Annotated in this window: 14 protein-coding genes and 1 pseudogene; 4 read left to right on the top strand and 11 right to left on the bottom strand. The window is 68.6% G+C overall.

The annotated features are described in order from the left end of the window. Positions 1-79: 79 nt before the first annotated feature. The 5 genes from rplI to M3Q35_RS33710 all read right to left on the bottom strand — a co-directional run bounded on the left by rplI (position 80) and on the right by M3Q35_RS33710 (position 2,808). Positions 80-535: a 50S ribosomal protein L9 gene (gene rplI, locus M3Q35_RS33730; protein ID WP_273936574.1), complete on the bottom strand. Its 456-nt coding sequence runs from the start codon at positions 533-535 to the stop codon at positions 80-82. Between the two features lie 17 nt (positions 536-552). Continuing rightward, positions 553-795: a 30S ribosomal protein S18 gene (rpsR, locus tag M3Q35_RS33725; RefSeq protein ID WP_211764534.1), complete on the bottom strand. Its 243-nt coding sequence runs from the start codon at positions 793-795 to the stop codon at positions 553-555. A 51-nt stretch (positions 796-846) separates the two neighbouring features. Beyond that, the gene (locus M3Q35_RS33720; RefSeq protein ID WP_273936573.1) at positions 847-1,347 is read right to left on the bottom strand and encodes a single-stranded DNA-binding protein; all 501 of its coding nucleotides are present in this window, start codon (positions 1,345-1,347) and stop codon (positions 847-849) included. A 4-nt stretch (positions 1,348-1,351) separates the two neighbouring features. After that, a complete protein-coding gene (rpsF, locus tag M3Q35_RS33715) occupies positions 1,352-1,648 on the bottom strand; it encodes a 30S ribosomal protein S6 (protein ID WP_273936572.1) in 297 nt (98 codons plus the stop codon). A gap of 116 nt (positions 1,649-1,764) precedes the next feature. Beyond that, on the bottom strand, positions 1,765-2,808 hold the full coding sequence (locus M3Q35_RS33710) for a hypothetical protein (protein WP_273936571.1): 1,044 nt from the start codon (positions 2,806-2,808) through the stop codon (positions 1,765-1,767). Positions 2,809-2,901: 93 nt separating this feature from the next. Between M3Q35_RS33710 and M3Q35_RS33705 the strand changes: the two genes are divergently transcribed. Both M3Q35_RS33705 and M3Q35_RS33700 read left to right on the top strand, forming a co-directional pair. Beyond that, positions 2,902-3,672 carry a deoxyribonuclease IV gene (locus M3Q35_RS33705; protein ID WP_273936570.1) on the top strand — a complete coding sequence of 257 codons (771 nt, stop codon included), beginning with the start codon at positions 2,902-2,904 and terminating at the stop codon, positions 3,670-3,672. Between the two features lie 109 nt (positions 3,673-3,781). Further along, positions 3,782-4,981: an SGNH/GDSL hydrolase family protein gene (locus M3Q35_RS33700; RefSeq protein WP_273936569.1), complete on the top strand. Its 1,200-nt coding sequence runs from the start codon at positions 3,782-3,784 to the stop codon at positions 4,979-4,981. Positions 4,982-5,052: 71 nt separating this feature from the next. Here M3Q35_RS33700 and M3Q35_RS48995 read toward each other — a convergent pair whose 3' ends face one another. Further along, on the bottom strand, positions 5,053-5,307 hold the full coding sequence (locus tag M3Q35_RS48995) for a type II toxin-antitoxin system Phd/YefM family antitoxin (protein WP_379794389.1): 255 nt from the start codon (positions 5,305-5,307) through the stop codon (positions 5,053-5,055). Positions 5,308-5,399: 92 nt separating this feature from the next. Here M3Q35_RS48995 and M3Q35_RS33695 point away from each other — a divergent pair, with 92 nt between their 5' ends. Next, on the top strand, positions 5,400-5,870 hold the full coding sequence (locus M3Q35_RS33695) for a hypothetical protein (protein ID WP_273936568.1): 471 nt from the start codon (positions 5,400-5,402) through the stop codon (positions 5,868-5,870). On the opposite strand, the gene M3Q35_RS33690 is transcribed toward M3Q35_RS33695, so the two are convergent. The 4 genes and pseudogenes from M3Q35_RS33690 to M3Q35_RS33675 all read right to left on the bottom strand — a co-directional run bounded on the left by M3Q35_RS33690 (position 5,840) and on the right by M3Q35_RS33675 (position 12,675). Next, positions 5,840-7,417: a glycosyltransferase family 87 protein gene (locus tag M3Q35_RS33690; protein WP_273936567.1), complete on the bottom strand. Its 1,578-nt coding sequence runs from the start codon at positions 7,415-7,417 to the stop codon at positions 5,840-5,842. The two genes, M3Q35_RS33695 and M3Q35_RS33690, sit on opposite strands and share 31 nt — an antisense overlap. A gap of 48 nt (positions 7,418-7,465) precedes the next feature. Continuing rightward, complete coding sequence (locus M3Q35_RS33685) at positions 7,466-9,403, bottom strand: transglycosylase domain-containing protein (protein WP_273936566.1); 1,938 nt, start codon at positions 9,401-9,403, stop codon at positions 7,466-7,468. 35 nt (positions 9,404-9,438) lie between these two features. Beyond that, positions 9,439-12,177, bottom strand: a complete 2,739-nt coding sequence (locus M3Q35_RS33680) for a transglycosylase domain-containing protein (RefSeq protein WP_273936565.1) — start codon at positions 12,175-12,177, stop codon at positions 9,439-9,441. A gap of 94 nt (positions 12,178-12,271) precedes the next feature. Beyond that, positions 12,272-12,675, bottom strand: a pseudogene (locus M3Q35_RS33675) (DUF5318 domain-containing protein). Positions 12,676-12,880: 205 nt separating this feature from the next. Here M3Q35_RS33675 and M3Q35_RS33670 point away from each other — a divergent pair. Then, entirely contained in the window at positions 12,881-13,957 is a 1,077-nt protein-coding gene (locus M3Q35_RS33670) for an inositol-3-phosphate synthase (protein WP_273936564.1), read from the top strand. On the opposite strand, the gene M3Q35_RS33665 is transcribed toward M3Q35_RS33670, so the two are convergent. Next, complete coding sequence (locus M3Q35_RS33665) at positions 13,954-14,658, bottom strand: hypothetical protein (RefSeq protein ID WP_273936563.1); 705 nt, start codon at positions 14,656-14,658, stop codon at positions 13,954-13,956. The genes M3Q35_RS33670 and M3Q35_RS33665 overlap by 4 nt on opposite strands. Positions 14,659-14,694: the final 36 nt, after the last annotated feature.

The raw sequence follows: 14,694 nt of genomic DNA, 5'->3' as shown, positions 1-14,694 counted from the left end.
CCACAGCCGTTCGGGGCGAGACTGCTCTGAACGAGCGAAAGCTCCGCCCGAGGCGACCCGGGCGGAGCTTCCGTGTGAATCAGGCGGTGGGCACGACCGAAAGGGTCAGCGCCACCGTCACGTCCGGGTGCAGCCGGACGTTGACCGTGTGCTTGCCGGTGGTCTTGATGTGACCGGCGGTGTCCACGGTCCGCTTGTCGAGCACCGGGCCGCCCGCGGACTTCACGGCGGCGACGATGTCGGCGGAGGTGACCGAGCCGAACAGCTTCTTGGCGTTGGCCGAGGCCTTCGCGCTCAGCGTGATCGGACCGAGGTTGTCGATCGCGTTCTTGATCTCCTTGGCGTGGTCCAGGTCGCGCACGCGGCGCGTCTCCTGGGCCCGGCGGATCGTGGCCACCTGCTTCTGCGCGCCACGGGTCGCCAGAATGGCGAAGCCGCGGGGCAGCAGGAAGTTGCGGCCATAGCCGTCCTTGACCTCGACCAGGTCGCCGGGGCCGCCGAGACCGCTGACATCGGTGGTGAGGATGAGCTTCATCGGTGCGACTCCCTTCGTCAGCGAGCGGTCGAGGTGTAGGGCAGCAGCGCCATCTCGCGCGAGTTCTTCACCGCGATGGCGATGTCACGCTGGTGCTGCGAGCAGTTGCCGGTCACCCGACGCGCGCGGATCTTGCCGCGGTCGGAGATGTACTTGCGCAGCAGCGTGGTGTCCTTGTAGTCGATCAGGTTCGCGCTGGCCTTGTCCTTGCAGAAAACGCAAACCTTCTTCTTGGGCTTGCGCACAGGCGGCTTCGCCATGAGGTCTTCTCCTGGATACTTCTACGTGAATGAGGTCGTCGGAGCCGCGCTCTAGAAGGGCGGCTCGTCGGCGAAACCGCCGCCGCCCGAGCTGGCCGGGGGCGCGGAGCCCCACGGGTCGTCGACCGGGGCGCTGTTGCCGCCACCGCCGCCGAAACCACCGCCACCGCCACCGCCGCCACCTGCGCGCTGGACCTTGTTGACCTTGGCGTTGGCGTACCGCAGCGACGGGCCGACCTCATCGACCTCGAGCTCGACGACGGTGCGCTTCTCGCCTTCCTTGGTCTCGTAGGACCGCTGGCGCAGCCGGCCGGTCACGATCACGCGAGCGCCCCGGGTGAGGGACTCGGCGACGTTCTCGGCGGCCTGGCGCCAGATGTTGCAACGCATGAACAGCGCGTCGCCGTCCTTCCACTCGCCGGTCTGCCGGTCCAGCGTGCGCGGCGTGGCCGCGACGGTGAAGCTGGCGACAGCGGCGCCGGACGGCGTGAAGCGGAGCTCGGGATCGGCGGTCAGGTTCCCGACCACGGTGATCGTCGTCTCGCCCGCCATGGGATCAGCCCCTGGCGGCGTCGCGACGCAGGACCTTGGTGCGCAGCACCGTGTCCTGGAGGGACAGCTGGCGGTCGAGCTCCTTGACCGCGGCCGGCTCGGCGTTCACGTCGAGCAGCGCGTAGATGCCCTCGGGCTGCTTCTTGATCTCGTACGAGAGGCGGCGCTTGCCCCAGACGTCGACCTTCTCCACGTTGCCGCCGGACGTGCGGATCACGTTGAGAAAGGTGTCCAGGGTCGGAGCGACGGTGCGCTCGTCGAGACTGGGGTCCAGGATGACCATCACTTCGTAATGACGCATGAAGACCACTCACCTCCTGTGGACTGGCGCGGCCACGGTCGTTCCGTGGCAGGAGGGCCTGTTGCGTCAGCAACCTGGAGAGGGTAACAGCCGGGGTCCGGTCGGCCGAAATCGCGTCAGATGACGGCCACTCGGCGCAGCACCCAGGTGCGCACCAGGGCGGCGGTCACACCGGCCAGCGCCAGCACGGCGATGAGCACCGGGGCGGCCACGCCGGAGCCCGAGCCGGAGCCGGGCAGGGCCTGCGCGCGGCCGGCGGTCTGCACGCCGTCGGCGGCCGAGCTGATGCCGCTGAGGCTGCCGACCTGCGGGGCGTAGCCGGAGACGTTGCCGCCGTAGAGCACGCCGGGCGACGGCGCGAAGTCGCCGGGCACCGCGAACGGCAGGTTGGTGTACGAGAACAGCGGCACGCGGCCGTAGTCGTAGCTGTTCGTTCCGTTGAACTGGTAGAGCTGCACGCCGCCGTTGGACACGCCGCCGGACGTGGGGAAGTTCACGCTGCCGCCCCCGCCGGTGCCGCCGGTGGTGCCGCCCCCGGTCGAACCGCCGGTGCCGCCACCTCCGGTTCCGCCGGTCGAGCCACCGCCCGTGGTCCCGCCGCCACCGGTCCCACCGGTGCCACCGCCGCCGCTGGTGGCCCCGCCGAGCGCCGCGGTGCCGTTCTGGATCGGCGCGGACACGGCGTTCGCGCCCTGCACGGCCACGCCGCAGCCGGCGGTCAGCGCCTGCTGCACGCCGCCGACCAGCAGTCCGATGACCGGGCCGAGCAGGGGGATGTTCTTGAGCTGGGCGACGACCTGGTTGGCGATGGTGCCGCCGGAGATGTAGCCGCTGCCGTTGGGCAGCGCGCCGATCGGGATCGGCGGCAGCGCGGTGAACGCCTTCTGGAACGGCTGGGCCAGCGGCGGGCCGAGCAGCGGGATGGCGTTGAGCACGTTGGTGACGGGTTGCACGACCGCGCTGGGGCTCAGCGACACCGGCTGCCCGGGCTCGCCCTGCACTGACGTGGCGCAGCTGCCGATGACGATGGGTGTCGCGGCGCTGGCGGTGCCGGCCGTCGCGGCCAGGCCGAGCGAGCTGGTGGCCAGCACGAGCGCCGCCGCCGTCGTCAGCGTGCCGATCCGCCCTCGCATGCCCACCCCGTCCAGCCGGTGACTCATCGGTAACTTTCAAATAGGAGAACGACGGTACGTCCGATCGGTGACGCGATGCCATACCCAATTCGTGTTCGATCTTGGACTACCCTGCTGGTCATGCGCATCGGAGCCCACGTCCGCGACGACGATCCGATCGGGGCCGCCAAGGAGCGCGGCGCCGAGGTCGTGCAGTTCTTCCTGGCCGACCCGCAGGGCTGGAAGGCGCCGAAGGCCCATCCGCAGACCGACGAGCTGCTGGCCTCGGACATCGAGGTGTTCGTGCACTCGCCGTACATCATCAACGTGGCCTCGACCAACAACCGGATCCGCATCCCGTCGCGCAAGCTGGTCCAGCAGCACGCCACCGCGGCCAAGAAGGTCGGGGCCAAGGGCCTGATCGTGCACGGCGGCCACGTGACCAAGGGCGAGGAGGCCGCGGTCGGCTTCGAGAACTGGCGCAAGCTGTTCGAGCGGCAGGCCGAGTCGGGCGGCTTCGACGTGCCGATCCTGATCGAGAACACCGCAGGCGGCGACAACGCCATGGCCCGCCGGTTCGACGCGCTGGCCCGGCTGTGGGACGCGGTCGGCGAGTTCGGCGCCGGTTTCTGCCTGGACACCTGCCACGCGTTCGCGGCCGGCGAGGACCTGGTCGGCATCGTCGAGCGGGTCAAGGCCATCACCGGCCGGATCGACCTGGTGCACCTGAACAGCTCGCGCGACGAGTTCAACTCGGCCCGTGACCGGCACGCCAACATCGCCGACGGCACGATCGAGCCGGAGCAGCTGGTCGCGGTGCTGGCCGCCGCGCAGGCGCCGGCCGTGGTCGAGACGCCGGACGAGGGGCAGGCCGCCGACATCGAGTTCCTGCGGGCCAAGCTCGGCGGCTGAGCTGAGCGATGCTCCGTTGTTTGTGATCGGCACCACCCCAGTGGGCTATACCGGGGAGCTCCTTCCGGCGTGATGGTGGAGATCCGCCGCCGTTGAGGGGAGCGTGCCCATGCGAACCCGAATCGGACGTATCGCCCTGGCCGCCGTGCTTGTGCTCGGCGGTCCCGCGGGACTCGCGACCGCGGAGACCTCAGACAGCGCCGCCGCCACCTGGTCCGGGACCTGGGAGGCCGCGCCGGCGTCCGGCCAGGACAACACCGGTGACGGTTTTCCCAACTTCTCCATCCGCAACGTCGTGCACACCAGTGTCGGCGGCAGCAAGGCCCGGATCCGGCTGAGCAACCGCTACGGGACCTCGCCCATCACGTTCGGGCACGTCACGATCGGTGTGCAGGCCAGAGTCGGCACCGCTGACGCCGCGTCCACGGTCACCGTGAAGTTCCATGGCCAGGTCTCCACCACCGTCGCCGCCGGGGCCGACATCGTCAGCGATCCGGTGTCGTTGCGCGTGCCGTCCAACTCGAACCTGCTGGTCACGACCTTCGTGCCGACACCGTCCGGGCCGGCCACGTACCACCCGCTGGCCATGCAGACCTCGTACTTCACCCGCGACGGCGACCACTCCGCCGACACCTGGGGCACCGCGTTCACCGAGAAGACCCCGTCCTGGTACTACGTGACCGGCGTCGACGTGCTCAATTCGACGTCCCAGGGCAGCGTCGTCACGCTCGGCGACTCCATCACCGACGGCTACGGCTCCACGCCCGACGCCAACCACCGCTGGCCCAACTACCTGTCGGAGCGGCTCGGGCAGCGTCTCGGCGTCGACGACGCCGGCATCAGCGCCAACCGTTTGCTGCTCGACGGCGGCGCCGGCGGCGAGGCCGCGACCAAGCGCCTCGACGAGGACGTGCTGTCCCGCACCAACGTGCACAGCGTGATCGTCTTGCTCGGCGTGAACGACATCCAGCAGGAGCCGCACCAGTTCGACCCCACCAAGATCGAGGGGGCGCTCCAGGAGATCGCCGAGCGGGCGCAGGCCAGGAGCATCCGCACCATCGCCGCCACCATCCTGCCGTTCAAGGGCTGGGGCTCGTGGACCCCGCAGTTGGAGTCCGTGCGCCAGGCCGTGAACGACTGGATCCGCACCAGCCACGTCTACGACACCGTCGTCGACTTCGACCAGGTCACCCGCGATCCGGCCGACCCGCAGCGCATGCTGCCGGCCTACGACTGCGGCGACCACCTGCACCCCGGCGACGCCGGCTACCAGGTCATGGCCCGCGCCGTCGACCTCAACTCGCTCTGACCCGCGCGGACGCGGCGCTCGCTCAGCCGAGCGCCGCGTTGGTGTCGGCAGTGGTCATGCCCAGCTGCCGATCACCGCCATTGACCAACCACCAGCTCACTGCCTGATCCGGTTCCCTCGGCCGGCGGCGGTAGATCTGACTCGTACGACCGCGACGGACGGACCTGGCCCTCGGCAATGAGTTGATCCAGTGTCGTCGGCCGCTGAACGGGCACGATCTGCGCGATCGGCCTGCCACGGCGGGTGACGGTGAGCGTGCGACCCGCACGGACTTCGGCCAAGTAGCGACTCAACTTGTCTCGCAGCTCTCGGACTCCGACATTCATGACGTTTTTTTACCGTCGCCACATTCGCGGGACGAATGTAGCCACGAATGGGTGACTGCGTCCACCGGAAGGCCGGGTGCGAGGATCTCGGCATGTTCGAACCGAGTACCTCGGCGTTCGGCGCGTTCCGGCGGCTGGCGCAGTCGGTGTTCCTCGGCTGCCTGCTGTTCGTGGTGGTCGGCGTGTTGTTGCTGCTGCCCGGGGCGCCGGTGACGCTGACGCCCGCGGCGCTGATCCTGCCGGTGGTCGGCCTGCTCAGCGTCTACGTGATCGGCCTGCTCGACCAGCGCAAGGCCCCGGCCAAGCGGCCCGACCGCAAGGCGGTGGTCGACCTGGCCCGGACGATGATCTTCGCGCGGCTGTTCACCGGTGAGGTCGTGATCATCGTGGGCCTGGTCGTCGGCGTGGTGTTCTGGGACCAGACGCCGCTGTTCGCGGCGGTGGCCACGACGGTGCTGCTGTACACGTGGTGGCTGCGCACCGACAACTTCCTCGTCGCGCTGCACCGGCTGCTGGACCCGGTCGGCGCCGGTCAGCTCACCGATGCCGTCATCAAGCGCTGACGCCGCCGGAACGTGAACCTGTCGGCGGCGCCGTCGAGGAAGCCGCCCATCGGGTCGTCGTCGCCGGGGCGGCGCACCAGGTCCAGCTCCGGCCGGTAGATCTCGCGGATCACCAGGATGCACAGGCCGATCACGGCCAGGTCCCTGGCCACCACGAAGGTGAGGAACGGTCCGGCCGGCAGGCCCTTCTTGTCGGTGCCCAGGTAGAAGAACATGCGAGGCACCCACACCAGGGCGTCGATGGTCATCCAGGCCAGCAACGGCTTCCAGCGCGGAATGGCCAGCACGGCCAGCGGCACCAGCCACAGCGAATACTGCGGGCTCCACACCTTGTTGGTGACGAGGAACGCCGCCACCACCAGCAGGCAGACCTGAGCCAGGCGCGGCCGCAGCGGGGCCGTCATCGTCACCCAGGTGATGCCCGCGCAGCAGAGCAGGAACAGGGCCGCGCTGACCGTGTTGAGGATCGTCGGCACCTGGTTCTGCGCCAGGATGCCGTCGAAGCCGAGCCAGCCGGTGAAGTACTGGACCACGTTGTACAGCGTGTCCGGGTCGACGCCGCGTTCGGTGTTGAGCCGGAAGAACTCCCACCAGCCGGGCCGGTAGAGGATGTAGATCGGCGCGTTGACCGCCGCCCACATCAGCAGCGCCGACAACGTCGTGGTCAGGCCCTGCTTCATCCGGCCGCCACGCCAACACAGCAGGAGCAGCGGTCCCAGCAGGAACAGCGGATAGAGCTTCGCCGCGCCGCCGAGGCCGAGCAGGATGCCGGCCAGCACCGGTTTCTTCTTCGCCCAGGCCAGCAGGCCGGCCGTCGCGAACGCCACCGCCAGCGTGTCGAAGTTGGTGAACGCCTGCACGATGACCAGCGGCGACACCGCCACCAGGGCCGCGTCCCACATTCGCCGGCCGGCTATTCGCATCACCGACCACACCACCACCAGCCAGGCCAGTGACAGGAAGAAGGCGATGAAGTCGAAGTAGGCGACCACCGTCATGGTGAACGGCAGGATGCCGCTCGACGCGATCGAGATGTAGCCCTGGGCCAGCTTGGCGTTGAACCACTGGAACACGCCGGTCAGCACCGGGTACTCCATGTACCGGATGTGGGCCTGCGGCGTGCCCTCGCCGTCCACCCAGGACGTGCGGTACGGGAACATGCCCGGCTGGTCCAGCCGCTCCGCGGTGTACAGCGGGATGACGTCCGAGTAGCACATGGCGACGTACTGCCGGTTGCCGCTCCAGTCCAGCTGGAGCACGCCCTTGTCGTCCTTGTACGTCTGCACGCACGGCGACTTCTGCAGCCAGCCCAGCGCCAGCACCACCACCGCCAGCAGCAGGATGACGCGCGCCGCCGTCCAGAACCACTGCCGCCCCACCGAGGCGTGCCGCCCCAGCGGCCCGCCGAACGGCCGGCTCAGCGACCTGACCAGCGACTCCGTCCAGGTGGGCGCGACCCGCTCGTCCGGCCCCAGCGACTCGGTGTCCTCCAGCAGGGAGGTGCCGGTCGGCTGCACGGACTCGTTCCCATCCGGTTCACCTGACACTCGGGGCATGCTACGGGCACCCGCGTGTGCGTGCGGTCAGCGTCCTCATCAGCGGGTCGTCGGCGCGTGCGGCAGATCGGCCGCGGCTGGTGGAAAGGCCTCGGGCGGCGCGTTCACGGCCTTGAGGTAGCCGTTCATGAACGACTGCCAGATCTTGCCGGGCAGGCCGTTGCCGGCGATCGGATTGCCGTCCTTGTCGTGGATGGGCTCGTACCGGTCGGAGCCGACCCAGACCGATGCGGCCAGCGAACGGGTGTAGCCGACGGTCCAGGCCTTGGCGTTGTCCGGGCCGCTGATCGGCTGGGCGCCGGTCTTCACGGCGGTCGGCCACGGGCCGTTGAGGCCAAGGCCGTTCTGCTGGGCCCCACCGGCCATGGCGGCGGTGACGGAGTTGGCGATCTGCTGGCTGTTCGGCCCGAACGCGGCGGCCGTGTCGTCGGGACGGTCGAAGCTGCGGCCGTCACCGAAGGTGATCTTGCTGATGAAGTGCGGCGACCGGCGCTGGCCGTCGGCCGCCAGCGTGGCGTAGGCGGCGGCCAGGTCGATCGGGCGGACCTGGGTGGAGCCGCCGCCGTTGGCGATGCTGATGTCCGGATTGCCGCCGTTCTCGCCGACCAGCAGCTTGGTGCCGTCGACATCGGCCGGCACGCCGGCCTGGTGGGCGGCGTCGGCCACCGCCTTGGTGCTGACCCGGTTGTAGACCAGGTTGGCCAGCTCGGTGTTGATCGAGTACTGGAGTGCTTGGGCCAGCGTGCACGACGCCTTGCACGGGTAGTGCTCCTCGCCGTTGATGATCTGCCGGGCGTCGAAGGTCTGCGGCGAGGCGGAGTTGAACACCGAGTTCGTGCCGATGCCCTGCTGTAGCGCGGCGATCAGGTCGAACGGCTGGAAGACGGTGCCCGGCTGCTGGAGGGTCTGCGCGTTGTCGGTGGTGCCCGGACCCGAGTTGCCCCAGTAGGCGGTGACGCCGCCGGTCTTCGGGTTCACCGCGACCAGCGCCTGCCGCAGCGCCAGCGGCTGGCCGTCCATCACCGACTTCACGGCCTGCTCGGCGGCGTCCTGCGCCTTGGGGTCGATGGTCGTGTAGATCTTCACGCCCTGGCGTTCGGCCTGGTCCTCGCTGAGCCCGAAGGGCTGTTGGGCCAGTTCGTCCAAGACCTGGTCCTCGATCGCCTGCCGCGGTCCGGACAGCGAGGTCGGACGGGCCTTGTCCCGGTCGATCAACGCCGGCGGCTCCTTGAAGTCGGCCCGCTCGCCGGCCGACAGCCAGCCCTTGTCCACCATCTGCGTCATCACATTGGTCCAGCGCCGCTTCCGGTAGGACGCGTCCTCGCTCTTGCTCGGCCCCTGGATCATGCCGGCCAGCTGCGCTGCCTCGGACGGGTTCAGCTGGTCGAGATCCTTGCCGAAGTAGGCCTGCGCACCGGCCCTGATCCCGTACGCGCCGCGTCCGAAGTAGACGGTGTTGAGGTATGCGGTGAGAATGTCCTCTTTGGACCGCTCGTTGTTCATCTTGAACGCCGACACCAGTTCCACCCACTTGCGCCCGAGGTTCGGTGCGTCGTCGCCGGTGGCTTTCTTGACGTACTGCTGGGTGATGCCGGAGCCGCCGCTCTGCCCACCGGTCAGCTGGATCCACACCGCCCGCACGATCGACTTGATGTCGAAGCCGGCGTTCTCCTCGAAGGTCGCGTCCTCCGCGGCGAACACCGCGTGCTTGACCACGTCCGGCAGCTGGTCGTAGCTCACCTTCGACCGGGTGCCGCCGGGCGCGATGTCCACCATCTTCGAGCCGTCGGCGTAGTACAGCGAGACCGTCTGCGTCTCCTGTGCCGCGATCGCGTCCGGATCGGGCACGTCGACCACGAAGTAGGTGATCACGAACGCCACCACGGGAACGAGAAAGGCGGCGGACACCAGCGCGTACAACGCGCGCCGGATCCGCCGCCAGTCCCGTTTCTTGCTATCCCCCTGTACCTGCGCCACATCAGGTCAGACGCCGGTCATGTCGGGGGAGTTGCTCAGCCTCCGCCTACTCCTGGATCTCCCCCACCGCCGCCGGGCGGGCCGCCCTTCTTGGTCGGCGTAGTGGTGGAAGTGTCCGGCGGACAGATGCCGAACGGACACGTGTTCTCCGTCGTCGTGCGATGCGTCTTCGTCGTGGGGTCGGTCGGGTCCGTCGTGTCGGTCGTCGTGGTGGACCCGGTCGTGGTGGTGAAGGTCGGCGTGGTCGTGGTGGTCAGGCCGCTGTAGTTGCCCTTGCCACCCAGATCCTTGAACTTCGGGAACTGCTCGGTCGGCTTGTCCTGGAGGTAGTCGGACATGTAAGCCTTCCAGATGTAGGCAGGCTCCTCACGACCGTAGATGTCGTACTTCGTTCCAGGACCGATCTTGTTGAGGTAGTAGCCGTAGATCGGCGAGACGCCGTTGTTGTGGCCGACCCAGACCGCCGTGACGATCTGCGGCGTGTAGCCCACCATCCAGGCGTTCGCGTTGTGCCTGGTGTTTTCGTACTGCGCGGTGCCGGTCTTCGCGGCGAGCGGCCGGGTGCCGACGTTGGCGCACTGGGTGTGGGCCGGGTCCGCGCAGGAGCTCTTCGCGACGTCCAGCATCGACTCGGTGACGTTGCGCGCCAGCTGGGCGTTCTTGTTCGAGTCCGTCTTGTCGAATGCCTGCACCGGCGTCAGCTTGGGGTTCGCCGCCGCGTCGTACTGGACGTTCCCGGTGCTGTCCTTGATCGACGTGATGAAGTGCGACGGGATGTACATGCCGTTGTTGGCCAGCGTGGCGTAGCCCTGGGCCTGGTCCCGCGGCCGGACCTCGTACTGGCCGAGCGCGATACCGTCGGCCGGCGGGCTGCCGTCGGCCGGGGCAAGTGCGCCGATCTTGTTGCCGGCCACGACCTGGGTCTTCGAGATACCGGCGGCGAACGCCGCGTCCTGCACAGCCTTCGGGCCGATGTCGTCGGTCATCTTGTAGAAGACCGTGTTGATCGACAGCGTCATCGCCTGCCTCACCGTGCAGGGCTCGCTCGGGCATTCTTCGCCGTCGGAGTTGTTGATCGGCACGCCGTGGAAGTCCTGCGGCCCCTTGCCGTTGTACAGCGAGTTGAGGCCGATCTGCGGGTTCTGCTGCATGCCGGCCATGAACACGTACGGCTTGAACGACGAGCCCGGCTGGTTCGGCGTGTCGGCCATGTCGAAGGTGGACGCCTTCAGATCGTCGCCGCCGTACCAGGCCACGATGCCGCCGGTCTTCGGATCGATCGACACCAGCGCCGACGACATGTTCGGATCGTTCTGCTTGTCCTTGGCCATCACCGTCTTGTTGGCCTGGACCGCCTGCTCCATGGCCTTCTTGTCGATGGTGGTGTGGATCTGCGCGCCCATCTTCTCCAGGTCCTGCTCCTGGATGTTGGCGAAGTCCGCCAGGCCAGCTTCCTTCTTGACCTGCCGCACCACGAAGGTGGTCGGGGCGTCCAGCGCGCCTTCACTCTCGTTCGCCTTCGGCGTGGGCTGTGCCGGGTACTTGGCCCGGTCGGCCTGGCTGAGCCAGCCGTTGGCGACCATCCGGCCCATCGTGTAGGTCCAGCGCTGGTTGGTCCAGCTCGGGTCCTCGTTGTTGCCGGGCACGTTGATGCAGCCGGCCAGGAATGCCGCCTGCGACGGGTCGACCTGGTCGATGTTCTTGCCGAAGTAGGCCTGGGCGGCGGCCTGGATGCCGTAGGCGCCGCGGCCGAAGTACACCGTGTTCAGGTACGCGCCGAGGATCTCCGGCTTGGACTGCTGCTGGCTCATCTTGATCGCCTTGACCAGCTCGGTCCACTTACGCGTGAGGGTGTGGTCCTCGTTGCCGGTGGCCTTCTTCACGTACTGCTGGGTGATGCCGGAGCCGCCACCGCCGCCGCCCTTGAGCTGGCTGTACACGGCGCGGCCGATGCCCTTGATGTCGAAACCGCTGTTGGTCTCGAACGTCTCGTCCTCGGCTGCCTCGACCGCGTGCTGCACGACCGTCGGGATCTTGTCGATCGGCAGGATCGTGCGGTCGCCGCCGCCGGTCGGGCCGAGCGTGGCCATCACGCTGCCGTCGGCGTAGTAGATGGTCATGGTCTGCTGCTGGTTGAGCACCTGCTGCGGGGACGGCGGCTCGACCATGAAGTACGTGATGATGAACGCCACCACCGGGCCGACGAAGCCCACCGCGGCCATGATGTACGCGCCCCGGCGGACGCGGCGCCAAATGCGCTTCTTGCGCAGCGTCGCCTCGTCGTACTCGTCGTCCAGGTACTCGTCGGGCTCGATGTAGTGCGGGTCCGGCGGCAGGTCGTGCTCGCGGTGCGTCATGAGCTCCGGCTCACGCTGGTACTCCTCGTGCACCGGCGGCAGCATGTCCGTCGGCTGGTTGAACGGCGTCCGCTGGGTCGGCCCGTTCATGCCGGGCTGGACCGGACGGCCGCCTGGGCCGTTGGGGCCGCCCGGACCGGGCCGCCCGCCGCGGTTCATCGGCGGCGGGGGACCGCCCTGGCCACCGGGGCCCATCGGCCGCCGTGGCGGCTGCTGGGGCGGATAGCCGCGCGGCGGGGTGTTCGGACCACCCCGCATCGGCGGCTGCTGGTTCGGCGGCACCGGCGGTCGACCGCCGGGCCCCCGACTCGTCGGCGGCTCACCGGGCCAAGCCGGCTGACCGCCGCCCCGGCGGCCGGGCTGCTCCGATTCGTCGAAGCTCGGCCACTGGGCCTCGTCACCACGCTCGTCACTCACCAAACGGCCTTCCAGATCGGTACCCACCAGGTAGGCAACCAGTCGTGCTAGTCCATCGTCTGTACTGCTAGACGCCGCGACCGCAGCGGAGCGTTCACTCCGCGGCAGTACGCCGACGCGGCTTGCGTGCGCGCAAGCCGCCCGTCCCCAGGACGTATGACTGCACCAGGTGGTTCCAACTACATGTGCGGCAAACTTCGACGACGTAGACCGTGAACTCCTCGTACAGGGAACTCATGCGGTCCAGTTCGTCCGGTGTGCGGGCCGAGCCTGCCACATGCTTGAGCTCGTCGCCGTATACCCAGGAGACCAGCGTGAGCTGCTCTTTCGGCACACCGGGCAGCTCGTCTCGGTCGGCTGTCCGTGGAACTTCGCCGCCCGCACCAGGTAGGGGCTGGCGTCGCAGACCTCCATCGTGCCGACCCGGCCCGAGTAGACCTCGGCCAGCAGCGCACGGCGCTGCAACGCGTAGTCCACCACCTGCCTCTGGGTCCGCACACGGAACAGGGTACGTGGCGCCCGTTGGGGCCCAATGGGCCGTTCAGGGCAGCGCCCGGCCACGCTGTGTCACCCACGCCACAGGAACAGGTCGCGGACAGCTGGCCATGAGAGGCTGGAAAGCCGGGCTGACCAGCGATGGAACAGCACGTGCGCAGCGCCGCGTTGGCACTGGTACTGCCAATCACACCGAGGAGGAGTCCGGATGAGTGTGCGGGTGGCCATTGTGGGTGTCGGCAACTGCGCCGCATCCCTGGTTCAGGGGGTGCACTACTACCGGGACGCCGAGCCGGGGACGCGGGTGCCCGGCCTGATGCACGTCCAGTTCGGCGACTACCACGTGCGGGACGTGGAGTTCGTCGCCGCGTTCGACGTGGACGCCAAGAAGGTCGGCCTAGACCTGTCTGAGGCCATCCTGACCAGCGAGAACAACACCATCAAGATCGCCGATGTGCCGCCGCTCGGGGTGCCGGTTCAGCGTGGGCACACCCTCGACGGGCTCGGCCGCTACTACCGCGAGACCATCGAGGAGTCCGACGAGGACCCGGTCGACGTGGTCAAGGCGCTGCGTGACGCCCAGGTCGACGTGCTCGTCTCCTACCTGCCGGTCGGCTCCGAGGACGCCGACCGCTTCTACGCCCAGTGCGCCCTGGACGCTCGCGTGGCGTTCGTCAACGCGCTGCCGGTGTTCATCGCCTCCGACCCCGCCTGGGCCGCGAAGTTCACCGAGGCCGGCGTGCCCATCGTCGGCGACGACATCAAGTCCCAGGTCGGCGCGACCATCACCCACCGGGTGCTGGCCAAGTTGTTCGAGGACCGCGGCGTGCTGCTGGACCGCACCATGCAGCTCAACGTCGGCGGCAACATGGACTTCAAGAACATGCTGGAGCGCGACCGGCTGGAGTCCAAGAAGATCTCCAAGACCCAGTCGGTGACCTCCCAGGTCGACCGCGACCTCGGCGCCCGCAACGTGCACATCGGGCCGTCCGACTACGTCCAGTGGCTCGACGACCGCAAGTGGGCCTACGTGCGCCTTGAGGGCCGCGCGTTCGGCGACGTCCCGCTCAACCTCGAGTACAAGCTCGAGGTCTGGGACTCCCCCAACTCCGCCGGCATCATCATCGACGCCGTCCGCGCCGCCAAGATCGCCCTGGACCGCGGCATCGGCGGCCCCATCCTGTCCGCATCGTCCTACTTCATGAAGTCGCCGCCGGAGCAGTACTCCGACTCCGAGGCCCGCGACGCCGTGGAGCAGTTCATCCGCGGCGAGCTGGAGCGCTAGAGGACCCCGTGGGGTGACCGGTCCAGGCAGCAGGTGAACCAGTCGAATGGCTCACCACGGACTGCGGTCACGTATGCCGTCGCCGCCTCATGGCTGGCGTCGAACCATCGCCCGAGCACCACGACGGCGACGTGTTCGGCGCCGGCCAGCCGCAACCGGGCTGCGGCGGACTGGGCGTTCGCGCCGGTGGTCCAGGTGTCGTCCACGAGCAGGACCCGTTGCTCTCTGAGATCGTCTGTCGTATCGAAGCGGTGCGGGTGAAATACCCGATTGCCATGGTCCGTGCCGATCCGCAGCAGGTCACGGTAGCGCTGGGCGGTTTGTCCGATGGTGCGACTGAGCATTGCGCTCAGCGGGTGTGGGTCGAGCCCCTTCGTGCTCGGCACCGAGGTCACGACGTCGAAGTCCGTGACACCGCACGCGCCGGCCACGCATGTCTCGTGCGCGCGCAGGAAGTTCTCCAGCACCGTTGCCATTCGGCGCTGTTTCTCCTTGCGGGCTGCTTCGCTGGGAGAGCGCTTGTACTGACGCAGGTCATGGGCGAACTGCTGACCGGCGAACGCGATCGATATCGGTACCACGACATCCGCGAGCAGGTCGGCGGTACCGTTGAGATGCGAGTGACACTGGAAGCACCGCTGATGTTGCGCAGGAGCGTTGCGGTGGCAGGTCGAGCACACGCCTGGGCCGCCTGGTGGCACGGGCACGAGGATGTTTCGGTAGCTTTCCGCTACCCA

It is taken from the genome of Kutzneria chonburiensis, assembly GCF_028622115.1.
In the GTDB taxonomy this organism is placed as follows: Bacteria; Actinomycetota; Actinomycetes; order Mycobacteriales; family Pseudonocardiaceae; genus Kutzneria; species Kutzneria chonburiensis.
The sequence above is the reverse complement of the archived record's forward strand: the minus strand, read 5'-3'. Positions and strand labels throughout refer to the sequence as shown.

Coding starts and splice junctions, on each gene's coding strand:
- M3Q35_RS33705 (WP_273936570.1), top strand. CDS start 2,902: ATGCGCATCGGAGCCCACGTCCGCGACGACGATCCGATCGGGGCCGCC.
- M3Q35_RS33700 (WP_273936569.1), top strand. CDS start 3,782: ATGCGAACCCGAATCGGACGTATCGCCCTGGCCGCCGTGCTTGTGCTC.
- rpsF (WP_273936572.1), bottom strand. CDS start 1,648: ATGCGTCATTACGAAGTGATGGTCATCCTGGACCCCAGTCTCGACGAG.
- M3Q35_RS33710 (WP_273936571.1), bottom strand. CDS start 2,808: ATGAGTCACCGGCTGGACGGGGTGGGCATGCGAGGGCGGATCGGCACG.
- rpsR (WP_211764534.1), bottom strand. CDS start 795: ATGGCGAAGCCGCCTGTGCGCAAGCCCAAGAAGAAGGTTTGCGTTTTC.
- M3Q35_RS33695 (WP_273936568.1), top strand. CDS start 5,400: ATGTTCGAACCGAGTACCTCGGCGTTCGGCGCGTTCCGGCGGCTGGCG.
- rplI (WP_273936574.1), bottom strand. CDS start 535: ATGAAGCTCATCCTCACCACCGATGTCAGCGGTCTCGGCGGCCCCGGC.
- M3Q35_RS33670 (WP_273936564.1), top strand. CDS start 12,881: ATGAGTGTGCGGGTGGCCATTGTGGGTGTCGGCAACTGCGCCGCATCC.
- M3Q35_RS33720 (WP_273936573.1), bottom strand. CDS start 1,347: ATGGCGGGCGAGACGACGATCACCGTGGTCGGGAACCTGACCGCCGAT.
- M3Q35_RS48995 (WP_379794389.1), bottom strand. CDS start 5,307: ATGAATGTCGGAGTCCGAGAGCTGCGAGACAAGTTGAGTCGCTACTTG.